Source organism: Azospirillum sp. SYSU D00513 (assembly GCF_017356015.1).
In the GTDB taxonomy this organism is placed as follows: domain Bacteria; phylum Pseudomonadota; class Alphaproteobacteria; order Azospirillales; family Azospirillaceae; genus Azospirillum.
This window is the reverse complement of record NZ_JAFIQV010000069.1, coordinates 1-25,970: the sequence shown is the minus strand read 5'-3', so window position 1 is coordinate 25,970 and position 25,970 is coordinate 1. Positions and strand designations below refer to the sequence as shown.

Here is a 25,970-nt window from a genome sequence, read left to right as displayed (position 1 = left end):
ACCGGGGGCATGCCCCCGGTCCAAATAGCGAACAGAGCGGCCAACTCACATGTTACGAAAACCGGCCAACTTGACTTGTTAGCGACAGCTGACCTCCCTGTACGATCTTCAGGGGTTCCTCTTCAACAAATGGTCCCAGAACCTCACCGCTGCAAACTACTCGGTTACCAAACTCGATCTTGCGCAAATCATCAAACCTTTATTCATGTCGTGCCGTCCGGCAGGCGCCCCCGCTCCGCCCGGATGGTCGGCAGGGCCATGACCGCCAGCAGCCCGGCCAGCCCAAGCAGCAGTGCCGAGCCGACGGCCCGGTAGAGCAGCACCCCGGCCACCCCGCCGCCGAGGAAGCACAGCACCGTCGGGCCGTAGAGCATCAGCTTGTCCCGGTTCGGGGCGAAGCGGACCGCCGACCGCCGGTGCAGGGCCGAATCCAGCATGTTGCCGAGTTCGATGCCGATGTCCGTCACCATGCCGGTGACGTGGGTGGTGCGGATGCGGGCGTTGGACAGGCGCGTGACGATGGCGTTCTGCTGCCCCATCAGGAAGCTCAGTCCCAGCACCAGCAGCGGCCCGCGCGCGATCTCGGCGATCCACAGATCCACGCAGCCGAGTGCCGCGAGCAGGACGGCCTCCGCCATCACGCTGTAGGCGTAGACGGCGCTCAGCCGGTGCCGCTCCCCCTCGTTCATCAGCAGGGTGGAGGCGATGGTCCCCGCCAGGAAGGACGCGACGATGGCGAGGCTGACGAGAAGGCCCGCCATGTCGCCGAGCGCGATGTGGTCGGCCAGGACCGACAGGGCGCCGGTCATGTGCGATGAATAGAGTCCCACGGCGTAGAAACCCGCCGCGTTCACGCAGCCCGCGACGGCCGCCAGCGACCAGGCCAGCCGCCGCTCCTTGCCGCTGCTGCGCCCATGATTCCGCACGCTCAGCATGCCATGATCCGCTTCCCGAGGGAGACAGGCGATTTTGCGCCGTCAGGCTCCGCCCCGGCAAACGGATTCAGCCCTCCCTACGCGGCGTCGAGCGTGCCGGCGACGAGTTCGGGGTTGCTTTCGATCACCACGAGATAAGCGCGTGCGGGGGCGTCCGGCGTCTTGCGGCGCTGCTCCCAGTCGCGCACGGTTCCGACCGGGATTCGGTAGGTCGCGGCGAACTGTTCCTGCGTCATCCCCAACCGCTCACGCAGCTTCTTCACATTGACCAGCTTCCGCAGCCCCTTGCCGTCCCTCGGCAAGGGCTGAGCGTCGGGGTCGTCCAGGGCCGCGGCGTGGATCTCCTCCTCGGTGAGTGCGGCGACCGCAGCCCAATCCGTGTCGGTGTCCACCGGCAGGGGATCGCCGGGATTACGGACAAGCTTTGTGTTCATGGCCCACGGCACCATGGCCGTCACGGTTCCTGAATCCGGTGAGTCACCCTTACGGCTGCGCCATGGAGCCGTCAAGCCAAGCTGGCGGCACCTGCTCAGCGCGTCCCGGCCTTCACGGGAATGTCCACCCGCTCGACGCCGCAGCGGGCGGGTTCCGGGGGGCAGTAGCGGAACTCGACGCGCAGCATGCCGTCGTTGCTGTCCGGCCCGGCGAAGGCCAGCGCGCCGGCCAGCGGGATCGACGCGCGCGGCGGCTGGCCGTCCTTGCCGCGCACCGTCATGGGAAAGCGGCCCCGGACGCGGTCGCGGACCAGGGCGGGCACGTCGATGCGCAGCACAGGGGGCATGATCCGCACGCCCCTGTCCGTCCGCACGGCGACCGTCAGCACCTGCCCCTTCCCGCGCTTCACGACGGCGGCGGTCACCTGCCCGGCCTCGGTCCGCGCGCTCCACTCCGACGCCGCCCGTGCTGCGCCGGCGGAGGCCAGACCGGCGAGCAGGGCGGCACCACCGGCGGCCAGGGCAGTCAGGCGCATGGTCAGGCGTCCGCCGTCCCCTTCATCGCCCGGATGCGGGAGCGGGCCAGTTCGTAGTGGCTGTCTTTCATGTTGACCCGCACGGCTTGGACGGCGGCGGCGAGCACCGCCGCGTCGTCGGTGAAGCCGGCCAGCAGCAGCCAGTCCGGCAGCGCGTCCGCCGGCATGATGAAATAGGCCAGCGCCGCGAACAGCATCGCCTTCGCCTTGAAGGGTGTGGCCGAATCCGTCGCGCAGTAGAAGGCGGCGATCAGATCCTCCAGGAAGGGGACGCGGTCGAGGTTGGCGCGCAGCTTGTCCCAGAAGCGGCGGCGCACGAAGCGCTCCTCCCGCTCGACGCGTTCCGGATCCAGGGTCGTCATCTCCGTGGTCTGGGTCATGGGATCTCCCGAAGTCATGGGCCGCCCCGGCATTCCGCCCGCCGGCCCCGGACATATGTCCATCGTCGGGAAACACCGCAATGGGAGCGATGATCCCGAAGAGGGGGGTGGCGGCAGCCCATGCGCTGATTTAGATCAAGCTCCATGATGAAACCGGCACGAACCCCAGAATCGGCAGTTGCCCACGAACATGAAGAGGCCGTGGCGGCGCTCTTCGAGGGCACGCGTTCCGAGGCCGTGGCGGAAGGCCGCGCCGATGTTGACGCCGGCCGGGTTTACGATGCCGATGCGGTAAAGCGCTGGAAGGAAAGCTGGGATACCCCCGAGGAGTCGGAACGTCCTGACGCCAAGTGACGCGATAAAACAAACCGTCGCTTTTGATTGCAGCTTTCAACCAATCACGTGACCAGCAGGTCAGGCGCGGGATGGCCGCAGTTTCGCCCGAACCTCCGCCCAAGGCACAGCGTTGCTTCGGCTGCCCGGAAAGGCCGCATTGCGCCGGTCAAGCTCGACTTTGAGATCGTCGGACACGGGACGGCGTCCGTTCCGGAGGGCTGCCCACCTGACGCTTGATGCCGTGTCGGAAGCATCATATCCCGATATGAACGCACCGACGGAGCCTCACCATGCCAATGCCGTTCACATCGCGTGAAACAAGCCACCGTCATTGCGTTAACTGACTTCCATGCCGTCGCTGCGGCACTCTCGCGGTGTGACCACGCCCTCGCCCCTTCCGCACAGCCGCGCCGAGATCGGCCGCCGCCTCAAGGCGACGCGCCAGGCTCTCGGCCTGCGCGCACGCGACATTCACCACGCCACCGGCATCGGTGAAAGCACCTGGTCGCAGTACGAGAACGGCCGACGCTTCCCCGACCTGATGCAGATGCTTCCCTTCGCGGATCGGTACGGCGTGACGCTCGACTGGGTCTATCGCGGCATCATCGCCGCCGTGCCCTTCGAGCTTGCGCAGAAGATCCTGGACCAGCTCGGCCAGGTGCCGCCCCAGGATGCCGAGAAGCGCGCTGAAGCGGAAACGGACGTCACGAACGCCGGCTAACACTTCACACCTCGTGAAAACCGCTCTGTAATTTTTTCACGTAATGTGAAACCATCCACATGGATGCTGGCCCCTCATGCCAGCCGTGGGGAAGGAGCGTGACGGGCATGAACGGATCCGGAGAAACGGATGCCCTCGATGACCGGGCCTGCCGCATGGTCCGCCGGACCGTGACCATCGCCGGCCGCCGAACCGCCGTCCGTCTTGAGAGCGCCTACTGGACTTTTCTTCAGGAGATCTGCGCCCGCGAAGGAATGTCCCTGGACCATCTCTGCTCCACGCTTGATGCACGCCGGGACGGCATGGGCCTCGCCGGCGCGTTGCGTCTGTTCGTCGTCGGCTACTTCAGCGCGGCGTCGCCGCTCTCCCCCACGGTCAACCCGGAAAAGGAGGCGGTGCCGCGGCATGCCGCATGAGGTCCAGCAGGAGGGCACGGTCGCCCCTGCTCACCTCGTAGCGGTCCAGTAGGTCCGGCAGCAAGGTCAGACCCGCGACGATTTCCCCATAGACGGCGGAGGCCTCGGCCCGGCTCAGGTCGAAGGCCGGGTAGGCTGGGGCCGCGATGGCGGGGTCGGGATGCGGATCCACGTCGCGTGCGGGGCGCAACACCAGCCGGGCTTGGCGGTGCGGCACGAGGTCGAAGGCGGGAGACAGCCGCCATTCCGCCCCGTCGCGCAGGAAGGCATGGTTGCGCAGATGGTCGTCGGTGTTGTGGATGAAGGCGTTGAACAGGAGGCGCCGGTAGAGGTCCGCTTCGCAGGGCCGGGCGCCGATCTCCCGCGCGCGTACGGCCACATCCGCGTAGCTGTGGCGCGTGTGGTAGGCGTCCGGCGGGTGGCCGAGAAGCGTTCCCGCGCTCATGTAGCCGAAGCGGCGGCCATCCGGGGCGCGGTCGAACCGCTCGACCAGCAGCACGGTGCGCCCGGCGATCCGGACCGTCTCGTGGCCGGGAACCTCGATGCCGCACGCTCCGGCCAGCGACAGGCAGACCGCCTCCGCCTTCGGATCGTCGAAAGGGTCACCGCGTGCCGGGAACTTGGCGATGCATCCCCTGCCGTCACGCTGCACGCGCGCCTTGGGCCGAGCTCCGCCGACATCGGCGCTCGACCGGAACAGCAGGCGGAGGTGATGGCGCTCCGCCCTTCCCTCCTCGACGGACTCCGCCGCCTCCATCAGCTCTTCCAGGGTTTCGTCGGCGCCCGGCAAATCGAGGAACGGCTCCTCCGGCTCGAAGCGCTGCGGTCCTTCCTCGGGGGTGGGGCCGAATCCCAGGTCACCAGTCCGCTCGTCGCCGGCCGCCGCCAGGAACTCCCCCATGCCGAACGTGGTGTTGGGAAAGGCGGCGGCGAGGATGCTCTTGCCCCAACCGTCCGGCCCGGCATCGTGGAAGGGAAGCGGCACTTCGAAGGGGTCGCTGCGCACCGCCTTGTTCCGCTTGGGCAGCAGGGCCGGAACGAGGGGCGGCGCGTCGGGGTTCCTCAGCCAGCTCGTGGCGTAGCGGAAGAAGGAACGCCGGACCGGTCCCTTGCCTTCGAAGACAAGCTCGCCGGCTGGCTGCGGCGCGCCAGACGCCAGCGAGAACACGACCAGCCGGTCGATGCGCCCGCTCTCAGAAATCCGCCACGCCACTGACGCCTCCCGCGCGCTTGCGCCCGTGGACCTCTTCGAGGTCTTCGCCGATCGGGTCGCTTTCCAGCAGCGCCGGCAGCCGGTCCGGGTAGCCGAGGATGGTCATGACCTTGAGCAGCAGCCCGACCGACACCGTCTCGCGGCCCTGTTCGAGCGCGCGGACGGTTTTGCGCGTCGTGCCCGCGCGCTCGGCCAGGTCTTCCTGCGTCAGGTTGCGCCGCAGCCGGGCCAGCCGGACCCGACGTCCCAGCCGCTCCAGCGCGTCGTGCTCGTCGGTGGTGAGGAGAACGTCCCTTGGCATTCTGGACCCTACAGGTTCCCTAAGGCCGAACTTTGTACCCTATAGAACCCATTCGCTCAAGGCGAGCCGCGCTCCAAGCACCTCGAGAACGAAAAAACGCGGCCCGCTCGCGCGGACCGCGTTTTTTCCCGGCCGGCGTTGCCGCCCGGCTTACTTCACGTTCTGCTTCGCCATGGCGCCCAGACGCAGGCGGAGCGCGTTCAGCTTGATGAAGCCTTCCGCGTCCTTCTGGTTGTAGACGCTGTCCTCCTCGAAGGTGACATAGTCCATGCGGTAGAGCGAGTTCGGCGACTTGCGGCCGACGACCGTGACGTTGCCCTTGTAGAGCTTCAGACGGACGGTGCCGTTCACCAGCTCCTGGGTCTGGTCGATGAGCGTCTGGAGCGCCAGCCGCTCCGGGCTCCACCAGTAGCCGCAGTAGATCAGCTCCGCGTAGCGGGGCATCAGCTCGTCCTTCAGGTGCGCCGCACCCCGGTCGAGCGTGATGCTTTCCATGGCGCGGTGCGCCGCCAGCAGGATGGTGCCGCCCGGGGTCTCGTAGACACCGCGCGACTTCATGCCGACATAGCGATTCTCGACGAGGTCGAGGCGGCCGACGCCGTTCTCGCCGCCCAGCCGGTTCAGCTCGGTCAGGATGTTCATCGGCGACATGGCCTTGCCGTCGATGGCGACCGCGTCGCCGTGCCGGAACTCTACCTCGACGTAGGTCGGGGTGTTCGGCGCGTTCTCCGGGCTGACGGAGCGGGTGAACATCTCCTCGTCCGGCTCCAGCCACGGATCCTCCAGCGCCTTGCCCTCGTAGGAGATGTGCAGGAGGTTGGCGTCGGTGGAATAGGGCGCCTCGCCGCGCTTGCCCTTGGCGATGGGGATCTGGTTCTTCTCGGCGTAGTCGATCAGCTTGGTGCGGCTGTTCAGGTCCCACTCGCGCCAGGGGGCGATGATCTTGATGTCGGGACGTAGCGCGTAATAGCCCAGCTCGAAGCGGACCTGGTCATTGCCCTTGCCGGTGGCACCGTGCGACACGGCGTCGGCGCCGACCATGTTGGCGATCTCGATCTGGCGCTTGGCGATCAGCGGCCGGGCGATCGAGGTGCCGAGCAGGTAGGTGCCCTCGTACAGCGTGTTGGCGCGGAACATCGGGAAGACGAAGTCGCGCACGAACTCTTCGCGCAGGTCGTCGATGAAGATGTTCTCGGGCTTGATGCCCAGCAGCTCGGCCTTGCGGCGCGCCGGCTCCAGCTCCTCGCCCTGGCCGAGGTCGGCGGTGAAGGTCACCACCTCGCAGGCGTAGGTTTCCTGCAGCCACTTGAGGATGACCGAGGTGTCGAGGCCGCCGGAATAGGCGAGCACCACTTTCTTGATCTGTTTGCCGGACGCGCCGCTCATGGGACCACTCACGCGGATGGAAGGGGAAGAGCCGGGACCCTACGGCCTTTCCCGCGCGCCTTCAAGCCCGCGGGGCCGAATCCCGCGCAGGTTCCCTTGTATCCTGCCCCGCCTTACCGTCCACGAAGGGCCAGTGGATGTAGGCGAAGGCCCAGATCGCGAGGACGTTCGCGTAGGGGATCAGCAGGAACATGACCCAGAGCGGGCTGCGCCCCGCCTTGGCCAGCGCCCAGCCGCCCGCCACCAGCGTGTAGACCAGGATGGCGGCGATGATCAGATAGCCCTGCCAGGCCGGCAGGCCGAGGACGGTTTCCATGGGACGATGCTCCTCAGGCCGTGCGGCGCGCCTTGCGGACGGGCTTGGCCCGTTCCGGCAGGACCGGCCATTTCTTGTGGGCGAGCACGCCGCACACCGTCGCCAGACCGATCATCGGCACGAAGACGGCCAGCGCCCACCAGGGGTTCAGCCCGGCGCGGCGCAGGATCCGCCACAAGGGCCAGACGGTCAGCGCGTTGAACAGCGTCATCCCGATGACGGGATCCTGGACCAGCTCCTGCAAGGCTCTCTCCGGGGGCGGGGCGATGTGGCGCGCACTTGACCGCACAAAGGGCGGCCTGTCGAGGGACGGTTTGTCGCGGGCGAGGCCGTTTTGGCGGCGTCACACCGCCAGTTCGGCGTCCTTCTCGGCCAGCACCTTCTCCATGGCGGCGCGGTCGGCGGCCGTCAGGCGGAGCGAGGCGCTCTTCAGCTGCCCGCAGGCGGCCATGATGTCGTCGCCGCGCGTCGTGCGCACCGGGCTGGCGTAGCCGGCGGCGTTGACGAGGTCGCCGAAGACCTGGATCGCCCGGTCGGTCGAGCGCTCGTAGGGCGAGCCCGGCCAGGGGTTGAAGGGGATCAGGTTGATCTTCGCCGGAATGCCGTCGAGCAGCCTCACCAGCGCCCGCGCGTCGGCGGGGCTGTCGTTGATGCCCTTCAGCATCACGTATTCGAAGGTGATGCGGCGCGCGTTGGTCACGCCCGGATAGTTCCGGCAGGCGTCCAGCAGCTCGGCCAGCGGGTATTTCCGGTTGATCGGCATGATGATGTCGCGCAGCTCGTCGGTGACGGCGTGCAGCGAGACGGCGAGGTTGACGTTCAGCTCCTCCCCACAGCGCTTCATCATCGGCACCACGCCCGAGGTGGAGAGCGTGATGCGCCGCTTGGAGATGGCGATGCCGTCGCCGTCCATGACGATCTTCAGCGCCTTGGCGACGTTCTCATAATTAAAGAGCGGCTCGCCCATGCCCATCATGACGATGTTGGACAGCATGCGCCCGTCCGGCGGGGCCGGCCATTCGCCGAGCATGTCGCGGGTCAGCATGACCTGCGCCAGGATCTCGGCGGCCGACAGGTTGCGCACGAGCCGCTGCGTGCCGGTGTGGCAGAAGCGGCAGGTCAGCGTGCAGCCGACCTGGGAGGAGACGCAGAGCGTGCCGCGGTCCTCCTCGGGGATGTGCACGGCCTCCACGTCCTGGCCGTCGGCCATGCGCAGCAGCCATTTGCGCGTGCCGTCGGTGGATTTCAGGTCGCGCACCACGGTCGGCCGGGCGACCATGTAGGCCTCCGCCAGCCGCTCGCGCACCGGCTTGGCCAGCGTGGTCATCACGCCGAAGTCGGTGGCCCCGCGGTTGTAGATCCAGTGCCAGATCTGCTTGGCCCGGAACTTCTCCAGGCCAAGGGACAGCAACTCGCCCTCCAGCTCTTCGCGGGACAGGCCGACAAGGTTCTTGCGCCCGTCGGCATCGACATCCGGCAGGGCAAAGGCATTCGCATGATTGGAGGCGCTCATGGCCCACTAGATAAGGCCAGGAGCACCAGGAGTCAAAAGGCCGGCGCGGGATTCCGCGCCGATTTCACGGGAAAAGCCGGTTTTTCGTTCAGCGCTTCAGGCCGCAGGCTTCGTTGATCGCCTCGTAGGCCTGCGAGATGCCGGCCAGGCTGTAGGTGTCGGTGGTCCGCGTGCCGCGCGAGGAGGTCCCCTTCACGGTCATGCTGGCGCCGGCGCGCATGGCGGCGGCGAGCGCCTTGTCGGTCTCGGCGTCACGGGCCCAGGCCGTCTCGCCGTCCGTGAACAGCGAGAAGGGCTTGCGGTCCACCTCGACCGTCGCCTCGGTGCCCTCCTTGAAGGGATAGCCGATGAGGACGCTGACCACGTCCAGCGCCCGTTCGGCCGGGCGGTGCGTGACCAGGGCATAGATATTGCCGCGGCGGACGTTCGCCGGTTCGGTCTTCTTGGGCTGGCTGGACACGTAGCAGACCTTGTTGCCGCCCTCCTCGAAGGCGAAGGCGTTCCAGTCCTTGAAGGTGCCGAGCTGGCGCGGCTCGGCGGCGGCGGCGGTGCCGCCCAGCGCGACCAGGATGGGGCCGGCCAGAACCAGGGCGGCGCGGGCGGCGCGGCGGCGGGTGCGGTTTGCCAACATCGTTTGTGCGACTGTTCCGTGGTTTTGGGAAGGGCGGACCTTAGACCAATCCGCCCGGCCTTTCCAGGCCGGGACACTCCCTTCGGTGAAGATCATAAGGGGAAGCCTAATCCAAACGAGTGAGCGCTCCGTATCAGGAGGCATGATGCAGCACAGCCGCCTCCACCCTGGCCCGCTTCCCGGCCGGCCTTCCCCCGGCGCCCCGGCGCGCCCCGGCCATGCCCACGCCGACCACGCCCACACGCAACGCGGGCACTGCGCGGCCCTTGCGCGGCGCCCCCGCTTGCTTTTCAATGCGCCCATGCGAAACACCGACCAGCCGGGCGCGGCGCCGTCATCCTTCACCGCCGCGGCGCCTTCCGAGGAGTCCGCGGAAGCGCTGCTGCTCGCGGTCGGGCGGCGGCAGGACCGCGCCGCCTTCGCGTCGCTGTTCGCCCAGTTCGCGCCACGGCTGAAGGCCTACCTTCGCCGGCTGGGCAGCGACGCGGGCGCGGCGGAGGAATTGGCGCAGGAGGTCATGCTGCTGGTCTGGCGGCGGGCGGAAACCTTCGACCCGGCCCAGGCTTCCGCCGCCACCTGGATCTTCACCATCGCCCGCAACAAGCGGATTGACGCCCTGCGCCGCGAGCAGCGGCCGGAAATCGACCTGGACGATCCGGCGCTGGTGCCCGACCCCGTCGAGGACGCGGAGAGCGCGCTGTCCGCCGCCCAGGCGAGCGGACGGCTGCGCGACGCGCTGGGCGGCCTGCCGCCCGAACAGGCCGTGCTGCTGCGCATGGCCTATTTCGAGGACAAGCCCCACAGCACCATCGCCACCGAAACCGGCATCCCGCTGGGGACCGTGAAGTCCCGCCTGCGGCTCGCCATGGACCGGCTGCGCAAGTCCTTGAGGGATGCCGGATGAGCACGCTGACGCTGCCGCACGGCATCCTGTCCATGCCCCCCCATCCCTCCGCCCCGCCGGCCCACCATCCGGGCGAGCCGCTGCTGCTCGACTATGCCGGCGGCGCGCTGGGCGAAGGCGCGTCGCTCGCCATCGCCACCCATCTGGCGCTCTGCCCCGCCTGCCGCCACACGGTGCGGGAGATGGAGGCGGCGGGCGGTGCGTTGCTTGAGGAGCTGGAGCCCGAACCGCTGGAGCCCGGCGGGCTCGAACGCCTGCTGGCCCGGCTGGACGAGGCGCCGGCCGAGCCGCCCCGCCGGCTTCCCCCCTCCATCCAGACGGGCGCGCCCTTCCTGCCGCCCTTCCTGCCCGAGCCCCTGCGCGGCCGGCTGGCCCGGCTGTGGCGCGGCGGGCCGGGGGAAGGCGACCTGTCCGGCCTGCCCTGGCGCCGCTCCATGCCCGGCCTCGCCTACGTGAACATCCCCACGAACGGCGGCGCACGCACGCGGCTGCTGCGGCTCCAGGGCGGCTCGGCCCTGCCGGAACACACCCATCACGGGATCGAGCTGGCGCTGGTGCTGCGCGGGGGCTTCTCCGACGAGTTTCACCAGTTCCTGCCCGGCGACATCGGCGTCGGCGACGATGCGGTGACGCACCGGCCGGTGGCCGATCCGGAGGGCTGCCTGTGCCTGTCGGTCGCCGACGGCGAAATCCGCATGACCGGCAGCATCGGCCGCTTCCTGAACCGCTTCATCCGGGTCTGAACGGCACCCGCGCCCGGCAGCGAGGGGCCAGGCGGCGCGAGCCCTGCGCTTTGCTCATGGGTCCGGGGCGGGGCCTGTGACAAAGTTGCGAGACGAACCAATTCAAATAGGCTAAAATCCCGTGCATCTTTCGCGGGACCGGCGGCCGGCGGCGAGCACGCCCGGACGGGCCGCCCCGGCCGTGCCCACCGGCGCCCCGCCGCATTCCGAGCCCGCCCCATGCTCCAGGATTACGCCCAGGCCTTCTTCGCGGCTCTCGCCCTGTCCGCGGTCGCGTTCGGCATCGCCAAGCTGGTGGCCTTCCTGGGGGAGCGCAAGCTCGAACAGCGCTACGGCGGCAACCTGCGCGACCTCTTCGCCCGGCGCGCCCGGCTGGAAACCGGGCTGGAGGCGCGCAAGGGGGAACGGGCCGCAGCGCTGCGCGAGGCGCAGCAGGAGAACGCCAATCTGGTGAGGCGACGCGGCGGGCTGGAACGGCAGGTCAAGGACGCGCAGCGCGCCGGCGACCATCTCATCCGCCTCATCGGGGAGGAGGTCGCCGGCCTGTCCTGCTACATCGCCCTGGTGGTGAACAAATATGTCGGCACGGCCGGGCAGCAGCGGGCGCACGCCTTCGTCGATTCCTCCTGGGCGCAGCCGCAGACCATCCAGGTGTGGGCGCGCACCATGATCGAGGCACGGTCGGAGATCGAACGGCGCTACCCGCCGGCCTTCGGCTTCGTCGTGACCCGCCTCCAGGACGTCGCCGGCCCCGCCCGCCCCACGAAGGCCGCCAACAAGGACCCCGCCGACGGCATCACCGCCCTGGCCGGCTGAGGGGACGGCCCGTGGACAGCAGCCCCTACATCTTCGCGGCCCTCGTCGGGGCCACCGCCCTCTTCTTCGGCGTGAGCCGCGCCCGCCGGCATCTGGAGGCGGTGGAGGCGCGGCTGGAGAACGCGGTCGCCCGCCGGCAGGCGCAGGTGGACCGCATCCGGCGCGCGGCCCAGGCCACGCTGGCCCTGGCCCGCGCCATCCGGGAGGCGAAACGACGCAAGGAGTCGCTGGAGGCCGCCTGCGAGGATCTCGACCAGCGGCTGCAGGCGTTCAACGCCCTGGACCGGTCGCTCTACGTGTTGGACGACCAGCGCACCGGCGCCGACCTGGGCTGGATCGCCCGGCTGTCGCACCCCGACTATGCGGGGCGCGTGAACGGCGCGCTGGTGGCTTCCGCCCAGGAGAGCTGGAAGCGCGGCCGCCGCATCCTCGTCTGGGCGCTTGACGAGAAGAAGGCGCGGGAAAAGCTGCTCGCCCGCTATCCCGACCACAAAGGCTTCGTCATTCACTCCGTGCAGGAGCAGGAGGACTGAAGGCCGGAATCCGGAGCGATCCGGCGGCGCCCGGTCTCCCTGCCCGCCCTTGGCGCGCAGAAAGGGCTGGGCTACCCCGTTGGGCGAGGGTGATGTTCCCGATTTCCGCCGGTTGCAACATTGCCCTCGCTTTTTTCGCTACCATGTTTCAACCTACTTGCCTCACCATCGGGTGAGAACAGCGGAGGACCAACGGATGGATCTCATAGTGCTGGGTGGTACCATGGCCGTGATCCTGGCCGGCCTTGTCGCGGTTCGGCCGGAACCCAAGCCCGTGCGCATCCGCACGCGCGACCGCCGCCGCCACCGGTAAGCCCTCGCCCGTAGGGGCCGGAGGTTCTCCATCGTCATGGGTGGCGGGGCCACCGCGCACGAGGATGCCACGGCGGCCCGCATCGGGCTCGACAGGCGGCCATGGGCCGCGTCGGCCGGAACCGGCGCTTCAGCGGTCGAGGTCGCGGATCGCCCGGTTCAGTTCGAACTCCTTGGAAGCCACGTGGGCTTCCAGAGAAATCACCCGCTTTTCAAAATCCCGGAAGCGTTGCGTCAGGCCGGCCAGCGTGCGGTCGGGCTTCGTCGACACCGACCGCCAGAACATTTCGTCCTCGGCGGTGCGGTAGATCTGCGCCGGCTTGACGGGCAGCAGCAGAAGCGCCGCCACATAGCCGATCAGCACCGGCAGGGTGAAGAAGAACAGCCCCGCGGCGACCACCGCCAGGCGCACGAGCCCGGTGCCGATGCCGAAGTAATCGGCGATGCCGGCGCACACCCCGCCGCAGATGCCCCGTTCCGGGTTGCGGTAGAGGCGGTGCGGGTTCGGCGATTCAAACGGGGATGAAGGGGAGGAACGGTTCATCGCGGCCTTCCTGTTCGCTGTGCGATCCGCCTTGCGGACCGCGCCTCAGACCTTGTTGCGCCAATTCGGCGCCTCGGCGTCGAGCACCCTCTCCAGCGCCTGGATGCGTCCTTCCAGCCGGTTGGAGATGTCCCAAAGCTCGGCCAGCAGCTGTTCATCCTGCGCCGACAGGCCGCGCTGGGAGCGCCACTTCGTGACGTAGTGGAAGATGATCCACAGCGGCGCCACGAAGACCAGGAACAGCACCAGCAGGACGAAGCCGAAACCACTCATCACGGGTCAGCCTTTCATCGTGGGGATGGGAAGGGAAGCGCACCCCCCCGCCCGGCCATGCCGGACGGGAGGGGAGATGCCGTCTCCGGGCCGGCTCAGGCGCCGCGCCGCGCCGCGATGCGGGCCTTCAGGGCGCTCAGCTCCTCCTCCACCTTGTGGGTGGCTTCCAGCTCGCCGATCTCCTCGGCCAGGGACTTGGTCCGGCCCATGTCGAAGGTCTCGACCCGGCCCTCCAGCTCGTCGAGGTTGCGCTCGACCTGCTCGAAGCGGGACAGCGCGTCGTCGATGCGCTCGTCATGGATGGCGGTGCGGACCTTCACGCGGTTGGCCGCGGTCTTGGTGCGGGCGACCAGCGCCGCCTCGCGGTTCTTGGCATCGGTCAGCTTTGCCTGAAGCCGCCCGATGTCCTCGTTGGCCTTGGACAAGGCCTCCTCGACATGGACGAGCTGCTGGGACAGCGTGTCGGCCTGCTCGGCCGCCTTCTGCTTGGCGAGAAGGGCGCCCTTGGCGAGGTCCTCGCGCCCGTGGGTCAGGGCCGTCTCGGCCTTGCCGTCCCAGGCGTCGCGCTCGCGGTGCAGCTCGAGGACGCGCCGCTCGATCTCCTTCTTCTCCGCGATGATCTTCACGGTGGAGGAGCGGACCTCGACCAGCGTGTCCTCCATCTCCTGGATGATCAGGCGGATCATCTTCTCCGGCTCCTCCGCGCGGTCGAGCAGCGCGTTGAGGTTGGATTGAACGATGTCCGTCAGGCGCGAAAAGATGCTCATGGTCGAAGATTCCCTATGGGGTGGGACGGGTGCGTCAGCCGAGGATGCCGGCGACCAGGATGCCGGCGGCGAAGAACAGCCAGCTCTCGGTCGGGCGGGTGCTGAGATAGCGCCGCGCGCGTTCGACGAAGGGGCGGGCCTCACGGCCATAGCGGTCGTACTGGCGGCGGAAGTCGTTGGCGTTGCTCATCGGGCTTGTCTCCTTGGACATGCCACCGGCATCGCAAACGCCGTGCCAGACCGGCCGATCGGCCGGAAAGCCCGGAAATCCGGCCTGCACCGGACGCGCCCTTGACCCGGCCCGCCGGGAGGATTAGCTTTTTCAGCGAATAGTTCGTGAAAACTCACAGATCATCGCCGAAGCGACCATGCCCCAAGCCTCGCTCCCGCCACTGCTGGGCGAATCCCCGGCCCTGCTCGCCACGCTGGCCCACGTCTCCCGCGTGGCGCCGCTGGAGCGGCCCGTGCTGGTCATCGGGGAGCGCGGCACCGGCAAGGAGCTGGTGGCCGCGAGGCTCCATTACCTGTCCCGCCGCTGGGACCGGCCCTTCGTGAAGGTGAACTGCGCGGCGCTAGCGGAGACGCTGCTGGATTCGGAGCTGTTCGGCCATGAGGCCGGCGCCTTCACCGGGGCCGTGCGCCGCCGGGCGGGGCGGCTGGAACAGGCGGACAGCGGCACCCTCTTCCTGGACGAGATCGCCACGGCCAGCACCGCCGTGCAGGAGAAGCTTCTGCGCGCGGTCGAATACGGCGAGATCGAGCGGGTGGGTGGCCGCACCGCGACCGTGGACGTGCGGGTGATCGGCGCCACCAACGCCGACCTGCCGGCGCTCGCCGAGAGGGGCGACTTCCGCGCCGACCTTCTGGACCGGCTGGCCTTCGACGTGATCAACCTCCCGCCGCTGCGCGCCCGTCCTGAGGACATCCCGCCGCTGGCCGAGCATTTCGCGCTGGGCATGGCCCGCGAGCTGGAACGCCCCTTCTTCGCCGGCTTCACCCCGCGAGCGCTCGACGAGCTGCGCGGCCACCGCTGGCCCGGCAACGTCCGCGAGCTGCGCAACGCGGTCGAGCGCTCGGTCGCCGCCTCCGACCCGGAGGGACCGGTGGAGACCATCATCCTCGACCCCTTCGCCCGGCGGTGGGCGGATGGTTCGCTTGCGGCGGAGGCTCCCGCTCCGGACATCCCCGCGCCAGACCGGCTCCCCCCGGAAGACCCTGTCCCGCAGGGAGACTTCCTGGAGAGGGTCGCCTCCTACGAGGCCGGGCTGCTGAGGGCGGCGCTGGAAGGGCACCGCTTCAACCAGCGCCGCACGGCCGAGGCGCTCGGGCTCGGCTACCACCAGCTCCGCGGCTACCTCAAGAAGCACGGGCTCATCGGCGGGCCGCAGGACGGCTGAGCCCCCGTTCCCTGCACCACCCCCGGAAAGGTCAGGCGGCGGTACTATCCGTTGCTGCCCATTGTCCTAATGGACAGGGCCGGGAGCGAAGTGCTTAAGCTCGAAGGAGAAAAAGAAAACGAGCCCGCGGGCGACAGCCGCGGGCCGCGCGCTGGAGGTCATCGACATGGCAATCCGATTCGCCAAGCCGAGTTTCGCCAATCTGCCCATCACCCGGAAGCTCCTCGTCCCCACCCTGCTGCTGCTCGCGGCGGGTGCCGGCGCGGTGTGGCTGACGGCCGACCGGATCGCCTCGCTCCAGGCCATGAACCAGGGCGTCCTGAGCGGGGAGGCCGCCCGCCAGATCCAGCTCACGCAGCTCAGCCGGATCGTCAACGCCGCCGTCATCCAGGAGAAGAGCGCCGTGCTGGAAAGCCGCGAGGCGGCGATCCGCGCCCATGGGGAGGAGTTCGACCGTCTCACCAAGGAGGCCAAGGCGCTGGCCCTGGCGCTCGCCAAGAGCGCGCCCGACCAGGCGGAGGAGGTGGCGTCGCGCAAACTCCAGGGCCTGCTGACGGGCTACGAGCAGTCGGCCTCGGCCGTCATCGAATACAGCGCCGCCAACGAGAAGGAGATGGCCGCCGACCTCACCGCCATGGAGACGGAACAGGCGCGCGTCCAGATCGGCAAGGCGGTCGAAGCCGCGGTCCAGCGCAGCGAGGCGGCCATGGCCCGCGCGGTCGCGGAGGCGGAGGCCGTCGCCGGGCGCACGGTGCGCACGGTGACGGCGGTGCTGGCCGGCGGCATGGCGGCGGGCATCGGGCTGCTGCTCTGGATCGCGCACGCCATGGTGGCGCGCCCGGTCGCGCGCATGGCCTCGGCCCTGTCCGAGCTGGCCGACGGCAACCTGGAGGTCGCGGTCACCGGCACCAGGCGCAAGGACGAGGTCGGCTCGCTCGCACGCTCGCTGGAGCGCTTCCGCGACAACGCGCTGGCCCTGCGCCGCATGGCCGCCGAGCAGGAGGCCCTGCGCGAGACGACGGCGCGCGAGCGCCGCCAGGCGATGCTCGACCTCGCCGCCCGCTTCGAGGGCAGCGTCCAGGGCGTGGTGGAGGCGGTGGCCTCCTCGGCCACGCAGATGCAGTCCACCGCCGCCGGCATGTCGGCGCTGGCCGAGCGGGCCGGCCGCCAGGCGCTCGCCGTCGCCTCTTCGGCCGAGCAGGCCTCGGCCAACGTCGGCACCGTCGCCGCCGCGACCGAGGAGCTGAGCGCCTCCATCCAGGAGATCGGCTCGCAGGTCGGGCGCTCCTCCGACATCGCCGGCGCCGCGGCGGAGAAGGCCGGCCGCTCCAACGAGCTGGTGATGGCGCTTTCCGAATCGGCGCGGCGGATCGGCGCGGTGGTCGGGCTGATCAGCGACATCGCCAGCCAGACCAACCTGCTGGCCCTGAACGCCACGATCGAGGCGGCCCGCGCGGGCGAGGCTGGCAAGGGTTTCGCCGTCGTCGCCGGCGAGGTGAAGGCGCTCGCCACCCAGACCGCCCGGGCGACCGAGGAGATCTCCGCCCAGGTCGCGGAGATGCAGGCGGCCAGCGGCAACGCCGTGTCGGCGATCCAGGACATCGCCGGGACCATCAATCAGATGAACGAGATCGCCGCCATGGTCGCGGCGGCGGTGGAGGAGCAGGCGGCGGCGACCCAGAGCATCGCCGCCAACCTCCAGCAGGCGACGGAGGGCACGCGCGACGTGTCGGAGAACATCACCGGCGTCAACGGCGTGATGGGCGAGACCCAGGCGGCGACGGCCCAGGTGCTGGAAGCCGCCGGCGGCCTGGCGCGCGAGGCGGCGACGCTGCGCGCCGAGGTCACCTCCTTCCTCGACGGCGTCCGCGCCGCGTAGGGCCTGACCGGCCCCGGATACAGTCCGGGGCCGCTCCTGCTTGGCCGCTTCCTACTTCTTCTCCAGCATCAGCGTGCCCTGATGCTGGATGCGCGTCTTGAGCTTGCCGGCGAGCATCGCCAGCGCCCAGGGCAGCTCGACTTCCATGTCGATGGCATCCTCGCGCACCTCGATCCGGCCGGACACGGCCTGCGCCAGCGCCACCACGCGGAAATCCATGCGGTCACCGCTCCAGCTGTCCTCCATGCTCGTGGCGACGGCGCCGAGCTGGGCGCGGGCCTGGCCCATCCCTTCCTGAATGCGCCGCTTCGCCTCCGCCCGGCCGAGCTGATGCGGGATGGAGATGGTCATGGGCTTGGGCATGGCGTTCGGCCTCCGGTCCGGAACAAAAACCAGGACCCTGGACAACAGCCCAGCCGCCGTTTCGATCCACCGGCATGGGCCACCGCCGCCATTCTTCCGCCACGCTGCGGAGACAAAACCGAGTCCGGCCCCACCCGCTCTTTCGGAGAATGGGGTCGCGGGGCTATAGGTCGGAAAAGGGCGCCCGCCGAGGACCGCCACGTCAGAGGAGCCGCGACCGAGCCGTGAGACCCAACCGACCGCAAGATCTGTTCCCCGGTCCCCGGCCCGGCGGCGGAAACGGCGGCGGGGAGCCGCCGCGCCGCAAGCGCCCGGCCCCGCCGCCGTCGCGCGCGCCCAAGCCCTCCCGCCCGCCGCGCAAGGCGGAGCCCACCCGGCGGCGCCCCATCCTGCGCACCCTCGCCAACGTCGCGCTGGTCGCCGGGCTGTGGTGCGGGATCGCCGGCGGCATGGTGCTGGGCTATTTCGCCCTCGACCTGCCGGACATCTCCAAGGTGGCGCAGTTCGAGCGGCGCGCCTCGGTCGTGGTGCTGGCCGCCGACGGCAGCGAGTTCGCGCGGTTCGGCGACCTGTACGGCACGACGCTGAGCGTCGACGACCTGCCGCCGCACCTCGTGAACGCCGTGCTCGCCATCGAGGACCGGCGCTTCTACTCGCATTTCGGCGTCGATCCGATGGGCCTCGCCCGCGCGATCTACGTGAACTGGAAGAGCGGCCGGACCCTGCAGGGCGGCTCCACCATCACCCAGCAGCTCGCCAAGAACCTGTTCCTGTCCCCGGAACGGTCGATGAGGCGCAAGATCCAGGAAGCGATGCTGGCGGTCTGGCTGGAGGGGCGCTTCACCAAGGACCAGATCCTCACCGCCTACCTGAACCGCGTCTATCTGGGGGCGGGCACCTTCGGCGTGGACGCCGCGGCGCGCACCTATTTCGGCAAGCCGGCGACGCAGGTGGACCTGCGCGAATCGGCGGTGATCGCCGGGCTGCTGAAGGCGCCCTCGCGCTACGCCCCGACCTCCAACCCCGAGGAGTCGGCGCAGCGCGCCCAGGTCGTGCTGGCCGCCATGGAGGATGCCGGCTTCATCACGGCCGAGGAGCGCGCGGTGGCGCGCACGGCGACCCCGGCGCCCCGGCACAAGCCGGGCGGCGACGGGCGCTACTTCGCCGACTGGGTGACCGAACTGGTGCCGGAGTTCATCGGCCCGGGCCATGGCGACGTCATCGTCCGGACCACGCTGGACCTGAAGCTCCAGCGCGCGGCGGAGCAGCGGCTGGAGGAGATGCTGTCCGGCCCCGCCGCCGCGGCCAACGCGCGCCAGGGCGCCATCGTCGCCATGACGCCGGACGGGGCCGTCCGCGCGCTGGTCGGCGGGCGCGACTACGACGCCAGCGAGTACAACCGCGCCACCCAGGCCAAGCGCCAGCCGGGCTCCGCCTTCAAGCCCTTCGTCTATCTTGCCGCCCTCCAGGCCGGCTGGACGCCGGAGAGCGCCATCGCCGACGCTCCCGTGCGCATCGGCAACTGGAGCCCCGGCAATTACGACGGCAAGTTCCGGGGCAACCTGTCGCTGGCGGCGGCGCTCGCCCATTCCTCCAACACCGCGACCGTGCGGCTGATCGACAGGATCGGCGTGGACCCCGTGCGCGAGGTAGCGGCGGCACTCGGCGTCGGCTCCCCGCTGACGCGCGACCTCTCCCTGGCGCTCGGCACCAGCGAGGTGAGCCTTCTGGAGCTGACCCGCGCCTATGGCGGCATCGCCGACGGCGGCCGCCCGATGATGGCCTACGCGATCCAGGAGATCCAGGACCGCGACGGCAACCTCCTCTACCGCCGCAAGGGGGGCGGGTCGGCCCCGGTGGTGGATCCCTATTACGCCGGCCAGCTCACCGGCATGATGGCGGGGGTCATCGAGTACGGCACCGGCAAGGCGGCGAAGCTCGACCGCCCGGCGGCGGCCAAGAGCGGCACCACCCAGGACTACCGCGACGCCTGGTTCGTCGGCTTCACCGCCGACCTCGTGACCGGCGTCTGGCTGGGCAACGACGACAATTCGGAGATGAAGCGCGTCACCGGCGGCACGCTGCCAGCCAAGCTGTGGCACGCCTTCATGATGGACGCTCATGCCGGCAAGCCGGTCCGGTCCCTGCCCGGCGGGGCCGCCGCCCCGGTCTATGCCGCCCGCCCGGCGGCACCCGCCCCGGTCCCCGCCTCCGGCGGCGGGGTCGTCAGCGGCATCGGCTCGCTGATCGAGAAGCTGACGGGCTCCGGGGGCAGTGCCCCCCGAGTCCAGTACGACTACGAGACCAACCAGCACTGAGGCCGGAAACAGGGGCGGCGGAGACGGGCCGGAAGGCCCGCCCCGTCACTCCGTCGGCCCGCCCCGCTGATGGCTCTCCCTCTCCAGAAAGTCCAGGATGCCGCGCCCGGCCCGCAGGCCCATGGCGAAACAGCCCTGGAGGAGATAGCCGCCGGTCGGCGCCTCCCAGTCCAGCATCTCACCGGCGGCGAAGACGCCCGGCAGGCGTTTCAGCATGAGGGAGCCGTCCAACTCCTCCAGCCGGACGCCGCCCGCGCTGGAGATGGCGCGCTCCAGCGGGCGGATGCCGGTCAGCGGCATGGCCAGCCCCTTCAGATGGCGCGCCAGCGCCGCCGCGTCGCCGAGGTCGGCGGCGGGAGCGAACTCGCGCAGGAGTGCCGCACGCGCACCCGTCAGGGACAGCGCCTTCTTCAGGAAGGTGGAGAGCGACTCCGCCCCGCGCCGGCGCAGCCGTTTCAGCAGCTCCGCCTCCGCCATGTCCGGCAGCAGGTCGAGCGTCAGCACGGCGTAGCCGTCGCGCTCCACCGCGTCGCGCAACGGCGCGCTCAGCGCGTAGACCGCCCCGCCCTCGACGCCCGCCTCGGTGATCACGAACTCGCCCTTCAAGCGGCGCCCGCCGAAGGAGAGCCCGACGCTCTTCACCGGCTCTCCGGCGAAGCGCCCGCGCAGGTGGTCGGACCAGGGAACCTCGAAACCCATGTTGGAGGGGCGGAAGGGGGCGATCTCAACGCCGCGCGCGGCGAGCAGCCCGGTCCAGGCGCCGTCCGACCCGGTGCGCGGCCAGCTCGCCCCGCCCAGGGCCAGGAGGGTGGCGCGCGGCGCCATGGCCGTCTCCTCCCCACCGGCGCGGCGGAAGACCAGCCGGCCCTCCCCGTCCCAGCCGGTCCAGCGGTGGCGGGTGTTGAGCGTCACGCCCAGCCCCTCCAGCCGGCGCAGCCAGGCGCGCACGAGGGTGGAGGCCTTCATCTGCACCGGGAAGACGCGCCCGCTGCTGCCGACGAAGGTCTCGATCTCCAGCCCCGCCGCCCAGTCCCGCATGTCCGACGGCGAGAAGCCGGCCAGCAGATCGCGGAACAAGGTCTCCTGCCCGCCGTAGCGGGCGGCGAAGGCGTCCGGCGGTTCGGAATGGGTCAGGTTCAGCCCGCCGCGCCCGGCCAGCAGCAGCTTGCGGGCGGGGGTGGGCGTGTGTTCGTACAGCGCCACGGACCGTCCGGCCGCGGCCATCGCCTCCGCCGCCATCAGCCCGGCCGGTCCCGCCCCGACGACGGCCACGTCAATGCTCAAGGAATGCTCCCCTGGGGTGGCTCGGAACCCCTCTCCCCAGGCCAGGGCCGTCACACATGTCTCTCAGCAGCACGCCCGTGGGAGAAAAGCACCTTTCCGCCACCCCCGCGAAACGCTCTCGGCGAATGCCGTGGGCATCCGCCTGCCGCGTCAGCGCAAACGACGTTTGCGTGAGAGCGGGGGTCCAGAAGCTTGCGTGAGATCCGCCTTGCGGACCTCTGGATCCCCGCTTTCGCGGGGATGACGTGCAAACTGTTGCGTTCTCTCGAATGGCCGAGCTGGAAGACATGTGCTTGCCCTGATTCCGGGAAAAGGGGCTCCTTCTATGGCGCTCAGTCGACGTCCTGGGCGACCTCGTCGGCGAGGTCGTTGGCCATGTCGGCGAAGTAGCCCGCGTCGGCCTCCAGCCCGTGTTCCTCGCAGATGCGCATGAAGATGCGGTAGGCGTGCAGGATGGCCACGTCCATCACCACGAGGTCCCCGTCCTCGCCGTGCTTGTCCTCGACCCCGCGTTCCTGAAGGGTGGCGACGATGTCGTGCGCCGCGGCTTGAAGCACCGCGTCCATGGCTTGTTTGTGGAGGTTCGACATCGGGGTCGTCCTTTTCCTAGGGTGGTTCATACAGCCGGGACCGGACGTCCGCCGCGGCGCAGGCCCGCTCCCGAATGACAAAACCGTCTTAGCAGCTTCCCGTTCTGTCCGCCGCATCATTCCGGCGGATGCGCAACGGTCCTGCCGGGCTGCCGCTCCGCCCTCCCGGCACTGCCCAATGGTTGAAAAAGCAAACGAGATTTCGACAGGATTTCCGACAGGAGCGCTCCTGTAGAAATGCAACCTCAGACAAATACAACCACGCCAATGCCAGTTATGCGGCATTCTACGCATCTGTGAAAACGCGCATACCTCAATATTTAGGTAAGCTTTTACCTCTAACGAAGGAAACAGCGTGGTTTGGTAGTTTGTAATAGAGATTGTTGGGGGTCATGCTCAATTTGCATTTGTCGATCCGGGCCAAGCTGTGGGGCCTCGTGGCCGCCGCCAGCGTGGCGTCCTTCGCCATCGCCGGTTCCGGCCTGTACCTGAACCAGCAGCGGATGTACGAGGACCGGGTGCACAGCCTGAAGGCGCTGGTGGACGCCGGCCACAGCCTGGCGGTCAAGCTGGAGGCCGACGCCGCCGCGGGCGCCATCGGCCGGGACCAGGCGCAAGAGCGCTTCAAGGAGCTGCTGCTCTCGCTGAAGTATCACGGCAACGGTTATCTCTTCGCCTACACCTACGACAACTTCGGCTTCGCCCACCCCAACGCCAAGGTGATGGGCAAGGACGCCTCCGGGCTGAAGGACGCCAACGGCGTGCCGATCCTGCCGGCGATGGTCGCGGTCGCCCGCCGGGGCGAGGGCACCTACCTCTACCCCTGGTTCGTCAACAACAACGGCGCCGAGGAGACGGAAGAGAAGCTGTCCTACGTCCGCGGATTCGAGCCCTGGCAGATCTTCATCAGCACGGGCGTCACCATCAACGACCTCCAGGCGGCCTTCTACAGCCAGCTCTGGACCCTGCTCGGCGTCATCGCCCTGCTGGCGCTGCCCGCCATCGCGCTGATCGCGCTGGTCGGCCAGAATGTCAGCACCGCCATCGCGCGGCTGGGCCGGAAGATGCACGCGCTGGCCGGCGGCGACCTGTCGGTCGAATTCCCCGAGGCCGGGCGCCGGGACGAGATCGGCGCCATGGCCAAGGCCGTCCGCGTCTTCCGCGAGAACGCGCAGGCCAGGGTCCGGCTGGAAGCCGAGCAGTCCGAACTGGCGCGCCGCGCCGAGGAGGAGAAGCGCCAGGCGATGCTGGATCTGGCTGCCGATTTCGAGGGCAGCGTGAAGGGCATCGTGGAGACGGTCGCCTCGGCGGCGGCGGAGATGCAGGGCTCCGCCTCCTCGCTCTCCTCGGCCGCCGGGCACAGCGTCCGCCAGATCACGGCCATCGCCGCCGCGTCGGAGCAGGCGAGCGCCAACGTGCAGACGGTGGCCGCCGCCACCGAGGAGCTGTCCGCCTCCATCGGCGAGATCGGCCGTCAGGTCGCCACCTCCACGCGGATCTCCGTCCAGGCCGTCGACGAGGCGGAGCGGACCAGCCACACCATCAACGGGCTGGTGGACGCCGTGAGCCAGATCGGGGAGGTGGTCGGGCTGATCAACAGCATCGCCGGCCAGACGAACCTCTTGGCGCTGAACGCCACCATCGAGGCGGCCCGCGCGGGCGAGGCCGGCAAGGGCTTCGCCGTGGTGGCGAGCGAGGTCAAGGCGCTGGCGACCCAGACCGCCCGCGCGACCGAGGAGATCCAGGCCAAGGTCAAGGAGATCCAGGGTGCGACCGGCAGCGCCCAGGGCGCCATCGCGGACATCGGCCGCACCATCGGCCAGATGAACGAGATCGCGACCGCCATCGCCTCGGCCATCGAGCAGCAGAACGCCGCCACCCGCGACATCTCCGGCAACGTCGCCCAGGCAGCGCGCGGGACCGGGGAGGTCTCCAGCAACATCGTCGGGGTGAATCGTGCCGCCACCGACACCGGCGCCGCCGCCAGCCAGGTGCTCGGCGCCTCGGAAGGGCTGGCCCGCGAGGCCGAACGGCTGCGCGAGGAGGTCGCCGGCTTCATCGCCACGCTGAAGGCGGCCTGACGGGGCACGGCCCTCGAAGGGCGGCATGACCGCCGCCCTTCTCTTCGCATGACAAACAAACAAAAACAGGTTGGAATGATGAGACGCGCACTCCTGCTCGGACTCGGGATGACCCTCTACGCCCTCGCCTGCCCGGCCGCCATGGCCGCCGGCATCACCGGAACCGAACATTGGGTCGGGAACGGGGACGTCCGGATCCATCTCTGGGAGAAATCCCAGGGCACGCCGGAGGGCAAGCCCATCGTCGTGCTGGCGCACGGCTCCGCCACGGCGGGCCGGGAGAGCTTCGACCTCCAGGTTCCCGGCAAGCCCTCCTACAGCCTGATGGACCGGCTGGCGCGCGAGGGCTTCGACGTCTTCGCGCTCGACACGCGCGGTTTCGGCCGCTCCACCCGCCCCGCCGGGCACATGACCACGGCCCAGGCGAAGGACGACCTGCGCGCCGCCGTCGATTACGTGCTGACGCTGCGCGGCGCCGCCAAGGTGGATCTCGTCGGCTGGTCCTGGGGGACGCAGTATGGCGGCATGTACGTCATGGAGAACCCGGACAAGGTCCGCCGCTACGTCAGCTACGCCCAGATGCATGTGGACAGCCCGGACGTCGCCCGGCGCCGTGCTCGGATCGACTTCTTCCGCGCGAACGCCTACGTCACCATCCCAGAGGCCGGCTGGAAGCCGCGCTTCACCTCCATGGCCCCGGCGTCGGTCAACGAAGAGGAGGTGGTGGACAGCTTCGCCAAGGCGGCGGTGATCGCCGAGCCCAGTTCCCCGACCGGCCCGCAGCTCGACCTCGCCACCAGCCTGCCGATGGTCAACCCCCGGCTGGTGACCGTTCCGACCCTGCTGATCCACGGCCAGCACGACGACGTCGCCGACACGGACGGGCTGCTGCCCTTCTTCGCGCAGCTCCCGAACCCGCGCAAGGCCTACGTGATCGTGCCCGAGGCCGGCCACATGATGCACCTTCAGAAGGGCCACCTTCTGTTCCAGCACGAGCTGGTCGGCTTCCTCAAGGCGCCCTGACCGGCAACGGACAGGCTTGCCGGGCGAAAGGGGCGGTCCCGCGGGGCCGCCCCTTCTTTATTGGTTCACGAGCAAAAGCCCCTCGCAAGGCGGCTCGAAGCGAGCGAACCCGATGTGTCGAGAAACGATCCGAATCCCGGAAGGTCTCGTAAAGGTGGAAAGAGCGCGCGCCACCAGCCCGGATCCCGCCATGCCCGCCCGTTCCAGCACCTGTTTCTGCTGCCGCCGGATCATCCTTCCCGGCGAGCCGGTCTGGACGGACGGCTTCTTCGAGGAGACTTGGCATGAGGGCTGCGCCGGTCTGGCGCGGCTGCTCGATCCGGACGGCGGCGAGCGGCGGCAACCCGTTCCGCTCGTTGCGCCATAGCTTGCCCCGGAGCAGGATCGCATCAGACAGGCGGGAGGGTGGCATGATCAGGCGGGCTTCGGCGGGTGACGAAGCGGACATCAGAGCCTGCGCGGAACAGGCCTATGCGCGCTACGTGCCGCTGATCGGACGGAAGCCCGCCCCGATGATTGCCGACTTCGCGGCGCGGATCGCAGCCGGAGAGGTCCATGTCGCGGTGGATGAGCGGGATCGCCTCCAGGGCTTCATCGTGTTCCGCGCGGAAGAGGGGTACGTTCTCCTGGAAAATGTGGCCGTCCGTCCCGATGCGGCCGGCCGTGGCGTGGGAAAGGGGTTGATCGGCTTCTGTGAAGAGGCCACGCGGGACCTCGGCCTTGACACCGTTCATCTCTACACCAACGAGGCGATGAGCGAGAATCTCGCGATCTATCCCAGGCTCGGCTACGCCGAGGTCGGGCGCCGCACGGAGGACGGCTTCAACCGGGTCTATTTCGAAAAGACGCTCTCCTGACGGAGGTCCGCTCAGCTAATCCTCGCCCTGCCGACCGGACATCCGGCGGCTTCCGCATTCCTTCGCCCATGCCGGGCGCACCAATCGGGATAGGGGGCGATCCTAGTGGACCGCACCCCTCCCACACCACCCGGCATGCGGGTCCGCACCGGGCGGTTCGAGGAGTTG

The 25,970-nt window shown here is 69.5% G+C and carries 32 protein-coding genes; 14 read left to right on the top strand and 18 right to left on the bottom strand.

Going from position 1 to position 25,970, the window contains the following annotated elements; genetic code table 11:
- Positions 1-203: 203 nt before the first annotated feature.
- From JUB11_RS30385 to JUB11_RS30370, 4 genes are all read right to left on the bottom strand, one after another.
- On the bottom strand, positions 204-935 hold the full coding sequence (locus JUB11_RS30385) for a YoaK family protein (RefSeq protein ID WP_207462550.1): 732 nt from the start codon (positions 933-935) through the stop codon (positions 204-206).
- A 77-nt stretch (positions 936-1,012) separates the two neighbouring features.
- Positions 1,013-1,369 (bottom strand): helix-turn-helix domain-containing protein, encoded by a 357-nt coding sequence (locus JUB11_RS30380; RefSeq protein ID WP_207462549.1) that lies wholly within the window; start codon positions 1,367-1,369, stop codon positions 1,013-1,015.
- A gap of 95 nt (positions 1,370-1,464) precedes the next feature.
- A complete protein-coding gene (locus JUB11_RS30375; protein ID WP_207462548.1) occupies positions 1,465-1,905 on the bottom strand; it encodes a hypothetical protein in 441 nt (146 codons plus the stop codon).
- 2 nt (positions 1,906-1,907) lie between these two features.
- On the bottom strand, positions 1,908-2,285 hold the full coding sequence (locus JUB11_RS30370; protein ID WP_211112641.1) for a YkvA family protein: 378 nt from the start codon (positions 2,283-2,285) through the stop codon (positions 1,908-1,910).
- 144 nt (positions 2,286-2,429) lie between these two features.
- On the opposite strand from JUB11_RS30370, the gene JUB11_RS30365 reads away from it, so the two are divergent.
- From JUB11_RS30365 to JUB11_RS30355, 3 genes are all read left to right on the top strand, one after another.
- A complete protein-coding gene (locus JUB11_RS30365) occupies positions 2,430-2,639 on the top strand; it encodes a hypothetical protein (protein WP_207462553.1) in 210 nt (69 codons plus the stop codon).
- A gap of 358 nt (positions 2,640-2,997) precedes the next feature.
- Positions 2,998-3,342: a helix-turn-helix transcriptional regulator gene (locus JUB11_RS30360; RefSeq protein ID WP_207462546.1), complete on the top strand. Its 345-nt coding sequence runs from the start codon at positions 2,998-3,000 to the stop codon at positions 3,340-3,342.
- A 107-nt stretch (positions 3,343-3,449) separates the two neighbouring features.
- Positions 3,450-3,758, top strand: a complete 309-nt coding sequence (locus tag JUB11_RS30355) for a ribbon-helix-helix domain-containing protein (RefSeq protein WP_207462545.1) — start codon at positions 3,450-3,452, stop codon at positions 3,756-3,758.
- Here the strand turns inward: JUB11_RS30355 and JUB11_RS30350 are convergent.
- The 7 genes from JUB11_RS30350 to JUB11_RS30320 form a co-directional block, all read right to left on the bottom strand.
- Entirely contained in the window at positions 3,718-4,971 is a 1,254-nt protein-coding gene (locus JUB11_RS30350) for a type II toxin-antitoxin system HipA family toxin (protein WP_207462544.1), read from the bottom strand. The two genes, JUB11_RS30355 and JUB11_RS30350, sit on opposite strands and share 41 nt — an antisense overlap.
- Positions 4,952-5,272: a helix-turn-helix domain-containing protein gene (locus JUB11_RS30345; protein ID WP_207462543.1), complete on the bottom strand. Its 321-nt coding sequence runs from the start codon at positions 5,270-5,272 to the stop codon at positions 4,952-4,954. Before JUB11_RS30345 ends, JUB11_RS30350 begins: the two co-directional genes overlap by 20 nt.
- Before the next feature lie 150 nt (positions 5,273-5,422).
- Positions 5,423-6,658 carry an argininosuccinate synthase gene (locus JUB11_RS30340; RefSeq protein WP_207462542.1) on the bottom strand — a complete coding sequence of 412 codons (1,236 nt, stop codon included), beginning with the start codon at positions 6,656-6,658 and terminating at the stop codon, positions 5,423-5,425.
- Between the two features lie 61 nt (positions 6,659-6,719).
- Positions 6,720-6,974: a hypothetical protein gene (locus tag JUB11_RS30335; RefSeq protein ID WP_207462541.1), complete on the bottom strand. Its 255-nt coding sequence runs from the start codon at positions 6,972-6,974 to the stop codon at positions 6,720-6,722.
- 13 nt (positions 6,975-6,987) lie between these two features.
- The gene (locus JUB11_RS30330) at positions 6,988-7,218 is read right to left on the bottom strand and encodes a hypothetical protein (protein ID WP_207462540.1); all 231 of its coding nucleotides are present in this window, start codon (positions 7,216-7,218) and stop codon (positions 6,988-6,990) included.
- Positions 7,219-7,317: 99 nt separating this feature from the next.
- Positions 7,318-8,487 (bottom strand): 23S rRNA (adenine(2503)-C(2))-methyltransferase RlmN, encoded by a 1,170-nt coding sequence (gene rlmN / locus JUB11_RS30325; protein ID WP_207462539.1) that lies wholly within the window; start codon positions 8,485-8,487, stop codon positions 7,318-7,320.
- 88 nt (positions 8,488-8,575) lie between these two features.
- A complete protein-coding gene (locus JUB11_RS30320) occupies positions 8,576-9,118 on the bottom strand; it encodes an invasion associated locus B family protein (protein WP_207462538.1) in 543 nt (180 codons plus the stop codon).
- Between the two features lie 301 nt (positions 9,119-9,419).
- Here JUB11_RS30320 and JUB11_RS30315 point away from each other — a divergent pair, with 301 nt between their 5' ends.
- The 4 genes from JUB11_RS30315 to JUB11_RS30300 all read left to right on the top strand — a co-directional run bounded on the left by JUB11_RS30315 (position 9,420) and on the right by JUB11_RS30300 (position 12,114).
- Complete coding sequence (locus JUB11_RS30315; protein WP_207462537.1) at positions 9,420-10,022, top strand: sigma-70 family RNA polymerase sigma factor; 603 nt, start codon at positions 9,420-9,422, stop codon at positions 10,020-10,022.
- A complete protein-coding gene (locus JUB11_RS30310; RefSeq protein ID WP_247887435.1) occupies positions 10,019-10,765 on the top strand; it encodes a ChrR family anti-sigma-E factor in 747 nt (248 codons plus the stop codon). The genes JUB11_RS30315 and JUB11_RS30310 overlap by 4 nt, the downstream gene beginning before the upstream one ends.
- A 219-nt stretch (positions 10,766-10,984) precedes the next feature.
- Entirely contained in the window at positions 10,985-11,581 is a 597-nt protein-coding gene (locus JUB11_RS30305) for a hypothetical protein (protein WP_207462536.1), read from the top strand.
- Positions 11,582-11,592: 11 nt separating this feature from the next.
- Positions 11,593-12,114, top strand: a complete 522-nt coding sequence (locus tag JUB11_RS30300; RefSeq protein ID WP_207462535.1) for a hypothetical protein — start codon at positions 11,593-11,595, stop codon at positions 12,112-12,114.
- A 442-nt stretch (positions 12,115-12,556) separates the two neighbouring features.
- On the opposite strand, the gene pspC is transcribed toward JUB11_RS30300, so the two are convergent.
- The 4 genes from pspC to JUB11_RS30280 all read right to left on the bottom strand — a co-directional run bounded on the left by pspC (position 12,557) and on the right by JUB11_RS30280 (position 14,200).
- The gene (gene pspC, locus JUB11_RS30295) at positions 12,557-12,970 is read right to left on the bottom strand and encodes an envelope stress response membrane protein PspC (protein WP_207462534.1); all 414 of its coding nucleotides are present in this window, start codon (positions 12,968-12,970) and stop codon (positions 12,557-12,559) included.
- A gap of 45 nt (positions 12,971-13,015) precedes the next feature.
- Entirely contained in the window at positions 13,016-13,243 is a 228-nt protein-coding gene (gene pspB / locus JUB11_RS30290; protein ID WP_207462551.1) for an envelope stress response membrane protein PspB, read from the bottom strand.
- Positions 13,244-13,338: 95 nt separating this feature from the next.
- Positions 13,339-14,010 carry a phage shock protein PspA gene (gene pspA / locus JUB11_RS30285; protein ID WP_207462533.1) on the bottom strand — a complete coding sequence of 224 codons (672 nt, stop codon included), beginning with the start codon at positions 14,008-14,010 and terminating at the stop codon, positions 13,339-13,341.
- Between the two features lie 34 nt (positions 14,011-14,044).
- On the bottom strand, positions 14,045-14,200 hold the full coding sequence (locus tag JUB11_RS30280; protein WP_207462532.1) for a hypothetical protein: 156 nt from the start codon (positions 14,198-14,200) through the stop codon (positions 14,045-14,047).
- Between the two features lie 178 nt (positions 14,201-14,378).
- Here JUB11_RS30280 and pspF point away from each other — a divergent pair, with 178 nt between their 5' ends.
- Both pspF and JUB11_RS30270 read left to right on the top strand, forming a co-directional pair.
- Positions 14,379-15,407, top strand: coding sequence for a phage shock protein operon transcriptional activator (pspF, locus tag JUB11_RS30275; protein WP_207462531.1), 1,029 nt, complete (start codon positions 14,379-14,381; stop codon positions 15,405-15,407).
- A 166-nt stretch (positions 15,408-15,573) separates the two neighbouring features.
- Entirely contained in the window at positions 15,574-17,286 is a 1,713-nt protein-coding gene (locus JUB11_RS30270) for a HAMP domain-containing methyl-accepting chemotaxis protein (protein ID WP_207462530.1), read from the top strand.
- 51 nt (positions 17,287-17,337) lie between these two features.
- Here the strand turns inward: JUB11_RS30270 and JUB11_RS30265 are convergent, their stop codons facing one another.
- Positions 17,338-17,649, bottom strand: coding sequence for a polyhydroxyalkanoic acid system family protein (locus JUB11_RS30265; RefSeq protein WP_207462529.1), 312 nt, complete (start codon positions 17,647-17,649; stop codon positions 17,338-17,340).
- Between the two features lie 224 nt (positions 17,650-17,873).
- Between JUB11_RS30265 and JUB11_RS30260 the strand changes: the two genes are divergently transcribed.
- Positions 17,874-19,967, top strand: coding sequence for a PBP1A family penicillin-binding protein (locus JUB11_RS30260; RefSeq protein WP_348771539.1), 2,094 nt, complete (start codon positions 17,874-17,876; stop codon positions 19,965-19,967).
- Positions 19,968-20,012: 45 nt separating this feature from the next.
- On the opposite strand, the gene JUB11_RS30255 is transcribed toward JUB11_RS30260, so the two are convergent.
- Together JUB11_RS30255 and JUB11_RS30250 are read right to left on the bottom strand one after the other, a co-directional pair.
- Positions 20,013-21,251: a TIGR03862 family flavoprotein gene (locus JUB11_RS30255; RefSeq protein WP_207462527.1), complete on the bottom strand. Its 1,239-nt coding sequence runs from the start codon at positions 21,249-21,251 to the stop codon at positions 20,013-20,015.
- A 332-nt stretch (positions 21,252-21,583) separates the two neighbouring features.
- Positions 21,584-21,841, bottom strand: a complete 258-nt coding sequence (locus JUB11_RS30250; protein WP_207462526.1) for a hypothetical protein — start codon at positions 21,839-21,841, stop codon at positions 21,584-21,586.
- Between the two features lie 392 nt (positions 21,842-22,233).
- On the opposite strand from JUB11_RS30250, the gene JUB11_RS30245 reads away from it, so the two are divergent.
- The 4 genes from JUB11_RS30245 (at position 22,234) to JUB11_RS30230 (ending at position 25,802) form a co-directional block, all read left to right on the top strand.
- Positions 22,234-23,922, top strand: coding sequence for a cache domain-containing protein (locus JUB11_RS30245; RefSeq protein ID WP_207462525.1), 1,689 nt, complete (start codon positions 22,234-22,236; stop codon positions 23,920-23,922).
- A 108-nt stretch (positions 23,923-24,030) separates the two neighbouring features.
- Positions 24,031-24,945 (top strand): alpha/beta fold hydrolase, encoded by a 915-nt coding sequence (locus tag JUB11_RS30240; protein WP_207462524.1) that lies wholly within the window; start codon positions 24,031-24,033, stop codon positions 24,943-24,945.
- 190 nt (positions 24,946-25,135) lie between these two features.
- Positions 25,136-25,312 carry a hypothetical protein gene (locus tag JUB11_RS30235; protein WP_207462523.1) on the top strand — a complete coding sequence of 59 codons (177 nt, stop codon included), beginning with the start codon at positions 25,136-25,138 and terminating at the stop codon, positions 25,310-25,312.
- Positions 25,313-25,355: 43 nt separating this feature from the next.
- On the top strand, positions 25,356-25,802 hold the full coding sequence (locus JUB11_RS30230) for a GNAT family N-acetyltransferase (protein WP_207462522.1): 447 nt from the start codon (positions 25,356-25,358) through the stop codon (positions 25,800-25,802).
- Positions 25,803-25,970 lie beyond the last annotated feature (168 nt).

Bases quoted from the DNA above. Each gene is read 5' to 3' on its own strand.
- JUB11_RS30335 (WP_207462541.1), bottom strand. From the start codon at position 6,974: ATGGAAACCGTCCTCGGCCTGCCGGCCTGGCAGGGCTATCTGATCATC.
- JUB11_RS30235 (WP_207462523.1), top strand. From the start codon at position 25,136: ATGCCCGCCCGTTCCAGCACCTGTTTCTGCTGCCGCCGGATCATCCTT.
- JUB11_RS30340 (WP_207462542.1), bottom strand. From the start codon at position 6,658: ATGAGCGGCGCGTCCGGCAAACAGATCAAGAAAGTGGTGCTCGCCTAT.
- JUB11_RS30305 (WP_207462536.1), top strand. From the start codon at position 10,985: ATGCTCCAGGATTACGCCCAGGCCTTCTTCGCGGCTCTCGCCCTGTCC.
- JUB11_RS30320 (WP_207462538.1), bottom strand. From the start codon at position 9,118: ATGTTGGCAAACCGCACCCGCCGCCGCGCCGCCCGCGCCGCCCTGGTT.
- JUB11_RS30375 (WP_207462548.1), bottom strand. From the start codon at position 1,905: ATGCGCCTGACTGCCCTGGCCGCCGGTGGTGCCGCCCTGCTCGCCGGT.
- JUB11_RS30270 (WP_207462530.1), top strand. From the start codon at position 15,574: ATGGCAATCCGATTCGCCAAGCCGAGTTTCGCCAATCTGCCCATCACC.
- JUB11_RS30345 (WP_207462543.1), bottom strand. From the start codon at position 5,272: ATGCCAAGGGACGTTCTCCTCACCACCGACGAGCACGACGCGCTGGAG.
- JUB11_RS30310 (WP_247887435.1), top strand. From the start codon at position 10,019: ATGAGCACGCTGACGCTGCCGCACGGCATCCTGTCCATGCCCCCCCAT.
- JUB11_RS30265 (WP_207462529.1), bottom strand. From the start codon at position 17,649: ATGCCCAAGCCCATGACCATCTCCATCCCGCATCAGCTCGGCCGGGCG.
- JUB11_RS30380 (WP_207462549.1), bottom strand. From the start codon at position 1,369: ATGAACACAAAGCTTGTCCGTAATCCCGGCGATCCCCTGCCGGTGGAC.
- JUB11_RS30365 (WP_207462553.1), top strand. From the start codon at position 2,430: ATGATGAAACCGGCACGAACCCCAGAATCGGCAGTTGCCCACGAACAT.
- pspC (WP_207462534.1), bottom strand. From the start codon at position 12,970: ATGAACCGTTCCTCCCCTTCATCCCCGTTTGAATCGCCGAACCCGCAC.
- JUB11_RS30315 (WP_207462537.1), top strand. From the start codon at position 9,420: ATGCGAAACACCGACCAGCCGGGCGCGGCGCCGTCATCCTTCACCGCC.
- JUB11_RS30240 (WP_207462524.1), top strand. From the start codon at position 24,031: ATGACCCTCTACGCCCTCGCCTGCCCGGCCGCCATGGCCGCCGGCATC.
- pspB (WP_207462551.1), bottom strand. From the start codon at position 13,243: ATGAGTGGTTTCGGCTTCGTCCTGCTGGTGCTGTTCCTGGTCTTCGTG.
- JUB11_RS30355 (WP_207462545.1), top strand. From the start codon at position 3,450: ATGAACGGATCCGGAGAAACGGATGCCCTCGATGACCGGGCCTGCCGC.
- pspF (WP_207462531.1), top strand. From the start codon at position 14,379: ATGCCCCAAGCCTCGCTCCCGCCACTGCTGGGCGAATCCCCGGCCCTG.
- pspA (WP_207462533.1), bottom strand. From the start codon at position 14,010: ATGAGCATCTTTTCGCGCCTGACGGACATCGTTCAATCCAACCTCAAC.
- JUB11_RS30250 (WP_207462526.1), bottom strand. From the start codon at position 21,841: ATGTCGAACCTCCACAAACAAGCCATGGACGCGGTGCTTCAAGCCGCG.
- JUB11_RS30230 (WP_207462522.1), top strand. From the start codon at position 25,356: ATGATCAGGCGGGCTTCGGCGGGTGACGAAGCGGACATCAGAGCCTGC.
- rlmN (WP_207462539.1), bottom strand. From the start codon at position 8,487: ATGAGCGCCTCCAATCATGCGAATGCCTTTGCCCTGCCGGATGTCGAT.
- JUB11_RS30245 (WP_207462525.1), top strand. From the start codon at position 22,234: ATGCTCAATTTGCATTTGTCGATCCGGGCCAAGCTGTGGGGCCTCGTG.
- JUB11_RS30280 (WP_207462532.1), bottom strand. From the start codon at position 14,200: ATGAGCAACGCCAACGACTTCCGCCGCCAGTACGACCGCTATGGCCGT.
- JUB11_RS30370 (WP_211112641.1), bottom strand. From the start codon at position 2,285: ATGACCCAGACCACGGAGATGACGACCCTGGATCCGGAACGCGTCGAG.
- JUB11_RS30385 (WP_207462550.1), bottom strand. From the start codon at position 935: ATGCTGAGCGTGCGGAATCATGGGCGCAGCAGCGGCAAGGAGCGGCGG.